The following is a 7,479-nucleotide window of genomic DNA, read 5'->3' on the forward strand; positions in this document are numbered from 1 at the left end:
GACCCCCGTCACCCTGCAAAGCGAAAGCGGGCTTTTTGTCCTTTGGAACTCAGACCCTGATCCAAAGGAAAATCCCCATGTCCAAACCCAGAACGGCCAACCCGGCTCTCGCAATCTCCGAAGCCGATCTCGCCTCTGCGCTAGCGCTCATCGGCACAGAGATCCACCACCAACCCCTGCGCAGCTCAGCGCTCGCGCGCGTCATGCGCGAGACGTTTCATGGCAGCGATGCCGGCGGTGCCTGGGACTGGCGCATGGCATATGACCTGATGCAGGCCGCGGCTGTCCAGGTGCTGCTGCGTGGGGACGGCGTGGCAGGTGATATCGCCGCTGCAAGGCTGCTTGCCTCGCGGCTGCTGACGGAAACGCGCCGGTCAGAGCAGCAGATCCGGCTGCAGCAGTTTTCCACGCCGCTGCCATTCGCGGCGCTGGTCTTGCGGGCCGCGGCGATCCGCAAGGGCGAGACCGTGCTGGAGCCGTCGGCCGGCACCGGTGCCCTGGCTGCTTTCGCCGCCCGGGCCGGTGCCACGCTTTTGCTCAACGAGATCGACCCCTTTCGCCAGCGCCTTTTGCGGGCGCTCTTTGGCGGCGAGGTCACAGGCCATGACGGCGAGCATATCGACGATCTGCTGCAGACGCCGGTTCTACCCGACGTCGTGGTGATGAACCCGCCTTTCGCCTCATCGGTCGATCGCTCCCGCGACAAGCACATCGCTGCCAAACATCTCATTGCGGCTGCAAAGCGCCTGGCACCAGGTGGGCGGCTGGTGGCGATCATGCCGCCGGGATTCACATCTGAGCGCGATTCCGCGCATTGGTCCCGCGCCTGCGGTCTCCTGACGCCGCGCTTGGCGTTGACGATGCCGGGACAGGTCTATCGCAAGCTCGGCACCTCTGTCGAAACCCAGCTCATGGTCTTCGACAAGGTGCATGAGGACGGCGAGATGATCCGCGCTACAGTCCAGGACCTTGAGGAAGCCCTTCCTTTTGTCGACGTCGTGGCTGCAACCCGGCCCGAGATGCGCCCCGCCCAAAGGGCTGAAGCGATCCCTCATGCTCAGTCGACCGTTCCATCATCTGCCCCGCGCAAGACCGCCGCTGCGCCTGTCGCCGCCTCCAAACCCCGGGCCAATGCCGTTGTCCCGCTAGTTTTCACGAGCCTTGATATCCCGCGTGACAACACGCCGGTGTCGGACATCTATGCGCGCTACCGCCCGCAACGGATCGAGATCGCGGGTGCGCAGGAACATCCCACGCCGCTCGTTGAAAGCATCGCCATGGCCTCGGTTGCCCCGCCCATGCCCTCAAACACGGCCAGTGATGACTTGCGCCTGCCCGCACGGTTGATCGAGGAGGGAGACCTCTCCGAGGCGCAGCTCGAGACCATCATCATGGCGCATGATGCCCATGGGCGTGATCTGCCCGGTCGGTTTACCATCGACGAGGACCAGACCAAGCTGACGCGCGCCGATGATGATCCAGACGCACGTGCCTATCGCCTCGGCTATTTCCTCGGCGACGGCACCGGTTGCGGCAAGGGGCGCGAATGCGCGGGGCTCATCCTTGTGAACTGGCTTGCCGGGCGCAGGAAAGCGATCTGGGTCTCCAAATCCGCCACGCTCATCGAGGACGCGATCCGCGACTGGACCGATCTCGGCGGCTCGCCAGCCGACATTCAGCCGCTTTCCAAATGGAAACCGGACCAGCCCGTCCCGATGGGCGACGGGATCCTCTTCGTCACCTACGCCACGCTGCGGTCCGCGGGCAAATGCGGCACCACGCGGCTCAGCCAGATCCTCGACTGGATGGGCGAAGACTTTGAAGGCGTGCTGGCTTTTGATGAAGCCCATGCCATGCAGAACGCGGCCGGGTCCGAGCAGGGCAGGGGGGTCAAACCCTCTCAGCAGGGCCTTGCAGGCCTCCGGCTGCAACTTGCCGCGCCCCGCGCTCGCGTCTTCTACATCTCGGCTACGGGGGCCACGAGCGTCTCGAACCTGGCCTATGCCGCGCGTCTCGGTCTCTGGGGGCAGGGGCCCGAATACCCATTTCCAAGCCGCGAGAGCTTCGTCTCGGCGATGGAGGCGGGCGGTGTCGCGGCGATGGAAGTGGTCGCCCGTGATCTCAAGACGCTCGGGCTCTACACGGCCCGCGCCCTCAGCTTTGATGGCGTGGAGTATGACGTGCTCGAACACGCGCTGACCCCGGCCCAGATCGAAATCTACGACGCCTATGCGGGTGCGTTTCGGACGATCCACCACAATCTCGAAGCCGCTTTGACAGCCACCGGCGTCAACGATGCCTCGGGAGAGACCAATGCCTCGGCAGCACGCGCCTCGGCCAAGTCCCGTTTCGAGAGCACGAAGCAGCGTTTCTTCAATCATCTGCTGATGGGCATGAAGGCCCCGACCATCATCCGCGCCATCGCGGACGATCTGGCGGCAGGCAATGCTTGCGTCATCCAGGTTGTCTCGACAGGCGAGAGCCTGCTGAAGCGTCGGCTTGAGGCGATGGACCCGGAGGATGAACTCGTCGAGGGTGCCTTGACGCCGCGCGACTATGTTCTGGGCTACCTCGAACAGGCCTTCCCGATCCATGCGCAAAAGCTTGTCGAGATCGACGGCAACATGGTGGCTGAACCCTTGCGCGACGCCAATGGCGCGCTGGTTGTCTCCCGCGAAGCGCTTGCCCTGCGCGATGCGGCCATGATGGAGTTGATGACGCTGGCCCCGATCCCTTCGGCGCTCGATCAGATCCTCTGGGCTTTTGGCGACGAGGCCGTCGCAGAGGTCACGGGTCGGTCCATCCGCCCTTTGAAGGCCGAGGATGGTCATCTCTTCATCGAGAAGCGCGCCGCCAGCAGCAATTCGTCCGAGACCGAAGCCTTCATGGACGGCGAAAAGGATATCCTGATCTTCTCCGATGCAGGCGGTACTGGCCGATCCTATCACGCAGCGCAAACGGCGAAGAACCAGAAACGGCGGCGGCACTACCTGTTGGAGCCCGGCTGGCGCGCCGATGCGGCCATCCAGGGGCTCGGCCGCACGCATCGCTCGGCCCAGGTCAGCGCGCCCTTCTTCCGGGTCTGCACCTCCGATGTGCATGGCGAGAAGCGTTTCACCTCGACGATTGCCAAGCGCCTCGACCAGCTGGGGGCCTTGACCAAGGGTCAGCGCGAGACCGGCTCGCAAGGCATGTTCCGCGAGGAGGACAATCTCGAAAGCCCGATCGCGCGGGCCGCACTACGTGGGTATTTCGCCGATCTTGCCGCCGGGCGCGCTGAGGCGATGAGCTACGAGAGCTTCACCGACTGGACGGCCCTGCGGCTGATCGACAAGGACGGGGTGCTTCTCGAGGAGCTTCCCCCGATCCAGCGGTTTCTCAACCGGGTGCTGGCCCTGCCCATCCACATGCAGAACGCACTCTTTGCCGAGTTCATGCGCCGGATTGCCGATCAGACTGAACGGGCGCGCGCGGCGGGCACGCTCGATCTCGGCGTCGAAACCCTGCGTGGCGAAAGGATCGAACAGGTCTCCACCGAGGATCTCTGGACCTGCCCGAAATCCGGCGCGGTGACGCGGATCATCGGGCTCGAGGTGACGGATCCGGTCCACGTCCTTGGGGCCGAAGAGGCCATATCGCGCAATCCCGACAAGCTGCCGATGGTCAATCGCGCCTCCGGTCGCGCGGCGCTCATCTCGGCGCGGCCCATGCAGATGTATGACGAGGACATCGTCACGCTGATGCGCAAGGCGGTGCGGCCAAACGGGTCGAGCTATCTCGAAGAGGCACGGTTCGAGTCCTCGGCCTGGGAAGAGATCGGCAAGCCTGAGTTCGTACGGCTTTGGGATGAAGAGGCTGCGTCCCTGCCGAAAACCACCACGACCAAGCTTTACCTGCTGACCGGGCTCTTGTTGCCGATCTGGAAGGACATTCCGACCACCAATGAGCGCATCTACCGGGTCACGCCCGATGGGGCGACCGCCATGATCGGGCGCACGCTGAGCGAGGAAGGGGCGGCCGCGCTGCGCGCCCGCTTCCTCGTGTCCAACCCGCAAACACCGCAGGAGATGTTGACCGCCGCCCTCGGCACCACCGCGCCTGTCGATCTGGGCCGGGGTCTGACTCTGACCCGTCGCCGTGTCGCAGGCGAGATGCGCCTCGAGCTTGGCGGCGCGGACAAGGGCATGATCGACGGCCTCAAGGCCTTCGGCTGCTTCACCGAGATCATCGCCTTCCAGTTGCGGGTGTTCCTGCCGCATGGGGACGGGATTGACACGGGAAGCATTCTGGCCCGGATCGTGGGGCAGGAAGCCAGCATGACGTCAGAACAAGCCGCCTGAAAAGTCAAAGAGGGCTTTGGGCCGGGCGTCGCGGATCTGGGTTTCACCGGTCTGCGCTTTCCGGCCGCGCGCTGACCAATGCCACGCCCGGCCCCCCAATTACAGACAAGAGGACAGACCCATGACCAATCCCCAGATCGATAATGCCGCAATGGCGGCTCAGTGGCGCGCGGAGCGCGAAACCACCTTGAAGGCATCCCGAACGGAGCTGCTCGCGCAACTACGTGCGCTTGGCATCAGCGGGGTCACTGCCGAATACGAAGGCTATGGCGACTCCGGCAATGTCGAGGATGTGACGGTGCAGCCAGAAGAGGTCCAACTGCCGGAGCCGCTTGCCACAGAGGTTGGCGACTTCGCCTGGTCGCTCGCCTACCACCATCACCCGGGGTTCGAAAACAACGAAGGCGGCTATGGCACGCTGACCTGGGACTTGCGCAACGACAGCATCACCCTCGATCACGCGGACCGCTATGTCGAATGCTCGCACAGCTATGTCGAGGGTCTTTGAGATGGCCCATCCGCTTCATCATGCCGAAAGCTCCGCCCGAAAATTCGGCGGGGTGCCGTCTGACTATCAGGCTGTGCACGATTGGTTTGACGCCTCGAAAGAGCACCTCGCGCTCTTCACGCACCGAGCCATGCGCCATCATGCCCAAGGCCCGTTCGAGGCCGAACGTGTCTTCGGCTTGACCCTGACCAACAGTGCAGGTCGGGACATCCCCGTGCGCTGGATCGGCGAGCAGCATATCCGTGAAGACTGCCAGGGCCGCATCCCGAGCATGGCGGACTGGCTGCGACGGATCCAGCCCGAGCCATGGATGGCCAATGGCCACATCGACCGGTATTCCGGCTCCGAGCCCTGCGGCGACCCAAGGGTTGCCTGGGCCTCCGAGGTCGCCGCCGGAAGAACGGCTCTTGGTCTGAAGGATTGGATGGCGGCGCGCGCGACGCAAGCCACGCAAGGTGCCTGACAGGTCTCGGTCGTTTGCCAAACGAATGCCGCACGGAAGCCCGGTCGGACGACCGGGCTTCTTGCGTCGTTTCCCCACCATTCTTCTTGAGGAGGTTCGCATGACACTCGATGAAATCAAGGCGGCCGTTGATGCCGGCCAGACCGTGCATTGGGCCAATACCGGCTACGTTGTCCACAAGGACCGGCTCGGTCAGTACCTCATCACCTATGTGCCGAATGGTAGCTGCATCGGTCTGACCGACCGGGGCGGGCACCGGTTGAACGGAAAAGAAACGGAGTTCTTCGTCGCGCAATCGAAGGACGCCGCAGAAAATCCGGGCAACCAATCAAGACCAGACGGGCAGGGGAGGGGCGTAGCACCCGGAGGCGCGGGGGCATTTCCACTCGGACGGCAGCTTTGACCCGTGGGCGGGGCTGAAAGGAAAGCAGGCTTTCTGATTTGTGATCCCTCAAGGGGTCGAGAAAGCAATCCCGGATGCGTTGGCAAAAACGTCAGGCACCGGCCAATCCAAAAGGAACCATCCCATGTTCGCAGGAACCCTCACGCGCAATGTCGAGACCGCAGCCGCCGAGTACACCGGCATGATCCATTCGACGCGCTTTGACATCGCCATCCAGCTCGAGGCACGGGCCAAGATGTCCGCTCGCAGCCCGGATTACGACGTGACGGCAGTCAACAAATCAGGCCGCAAGGTGCGTATCGGCACGGCCTGGAACGAGACCGGCAATACCAGCGGCAACCCCTACATCTCGATGCAGATCGATGTCGGCCGCGGCCCGTTCCGGGTCAACGCGGTGCAGACGAAAGAGGCGCGCGCGGCCCAGAGCGGCGCATTCGAGATCATCCCGCTGGTCTCGAACGGCCTGATGAAATCCGGCTCGATCTCGGGCGAGCTCACCGCCATGGACGCGGACAACGCCTTCACCGGCTACATCGCCAACATGATGTTCGATCTGGAGTTCATGCTGATCGAGAACAGCTACAAATCCGAGGAGACCCACCCGGATTACCGGATCGAGGTCAGCTCGCCCCGGGGCACACCGATCCGCGTCGGCTCGGCGTGGATGGCCAAAAGCAGCCGCACGGGCAATGACTACCTGTCACTGCTGATCAACACGCCCGATGGCGACCTGCGCGTCAACGCCGTGCAGAACGAAGAACAGCGCGGTGGGCAGACCTTCTCGATCATCCCGTTCATCGACAGCGGTGAGCAGCCGCAGGATGCAGGCGCGGGGCTCTCGCTGGTCGCCTAATTGGCACGCGAGGGGGAGACGATCTGAACCCAAAGGGGAGCCGTGGGACCGCGGTTCCCCTTTTGCTGTGTTTGTTTCAATAGAGCGATCGAACTGCCATTTCATGTGGCGGTCCGATGTAGATGCGATGCCTAGATTGGGAGGGCTGCGCGGGGTCTCCAATACAGTCAGACTTGTACAACCGCTTGTGCGGCAATCAAGGCGTCAACAGCAACTTGAACCTCGGCATAGAGCTCGGTGTCCGACTCTTCCGCATCGATTTCCACAATCAATGCATAGCGCACAGAAGGCAAACCTTCAGCGAGAAGCTTTTTCGATTTCCACCATCCAGTGACAGGGTGAACAACCAGCAAGTTGCGCCGCGCCAGATCCGAAGCCTTGCACGTCAGTTGATCGATATGCAGCGAGCCGACATGGCGCCGATTGCTACCGTAGTCCCAAAGATCATCCTCGTCGCTTGCGGGACCATCAGGCTGTTCGGCGGCCTTGCTGATGCGAGCCAGGAACTGGGCTTCGCTCTCGTCAGCGCGATTGAGTTGGAAACGTAGATTGTGGGACGCGTAACGATATCGAACGCCGCGCGAGGCTTCGGACGGGTTCGGAGCGATAAAGCTGCTGAGTGCCACCCGCAAGGTGACATCGGCATTGCCGAGCGCGCGCAAAGCCTCAACGGGCCAGGGAAGGGCGAACAGCTTCATTTCGTTGTGGACATCACCCCCGGTCTTTTCAGAAATCCCGTAAGGCGTAATCGTGTCTTCCACGATCAGGGACAGTGCGTTCGACGCGCTGCGGCGGGCACGGGCCATGTCCGGCACACCATATCCATAGCGTTGAAAAAGCGGCGTGTAATGAGTTCAGGCTGAACAAACTTCTGGCTGGCCGCTCTGACGATTGCCGCGACAGTTTTCAGCC

At 63.1% G+C, this 7,479-nt stretch carries 6 protein-coding genes; 5 read left to right on the forward strand and 1 reads right to left on the reverse strand.

Features of this window, described 5'->3' with window-relative positions; genetic code table 11:
• Positions 1 to 77: 77 nt before the first annotated feature.
• From DDE13_RS15545 to DDE13_RS15565, 5 genes are all read left to right on the forward strand, one after another.
• Positions 78 to 4,340: a strawberry notch family protein gene (locus tag DDE13_RS15545; protein ID WP_111405201.1), complete on the forward strand. Its 4,263-nt coding sequence runs from the start codon at positions 78 to 80 to the stop codon at positions 4,338 to 4,340.
• Between the two features lie 121 nt (positions 4,341 to 4,461).
• A complete protein-coding gene (locus DDE13_RS15550; protein ID WP_111405202.1) occupies positions 4,462 to 4,848 on the forward strand; it encodes a DUF6878 family protein in 387 nt (128 codons plus the stop codon).
• Position 4,849: 1 nt separating this feature from the next.
• Complete coding sequence (locus DDE13_RS15555; protein WP_111405205.1) at positions 4,850 to 5,311, forward strand: DUF6915 family protein; 462 nt, start codon at positions 4,850 to 4,852, stop codon at positions 5,309 to 5,311.
• Between the two features lie 100 nt (positions 5,312 to 5,411).
• On the forward strand, positions 5,412 to 5,714 hold the full coding sequence (locus DDE13_RS15560; protein ID WP_047997781.1) for a hypothetical protein: 303 nt from the start codon (positions 5,412 to 5,414) through the stop codon (positions 5,712 to 5,714).
• Positions 5,715 to 5,838: 124 nt separating this feature from the next.
• Entirely contained in the window at positions 5,839 to 6,567 is a 729-nt protein-coding gene (locus tag DDE13_RS15565) for a DUF736 family protein (RefSeq protein WP_111405203.1), read from the forward strand.
• Positions 6,568 to 6,734: 167 nt separating this feature from the next.
• Here the strand turns inward: DDE13_RS15565 and DDE13_RS15570 are convergent, their stop codons facing one another.
• A complete protein-coding gene (locus DDE13_RS15570; protein ID WP_111405204.1) occupies positions 6,735 to 7,373 on the reverse strand; it encodes a hypothetical protein in 639 nt (212 codons plus the stop codon).
• Positions 7,374 to 7,479: the final 106 nt, after the last annotated feature.

The sequence above is a fragment of the Meridianimarinicoccus zhengii genome (assembly GCF_003254465.1).
GTDB classification, from domain to species: Bacteria; Pseudomonadota; Alphaproteobacteria; order Rhodobacterales; family Rhodobacteraceae; genus Meridianimarinicoccus; species Meridianimarinicoccus zhengii.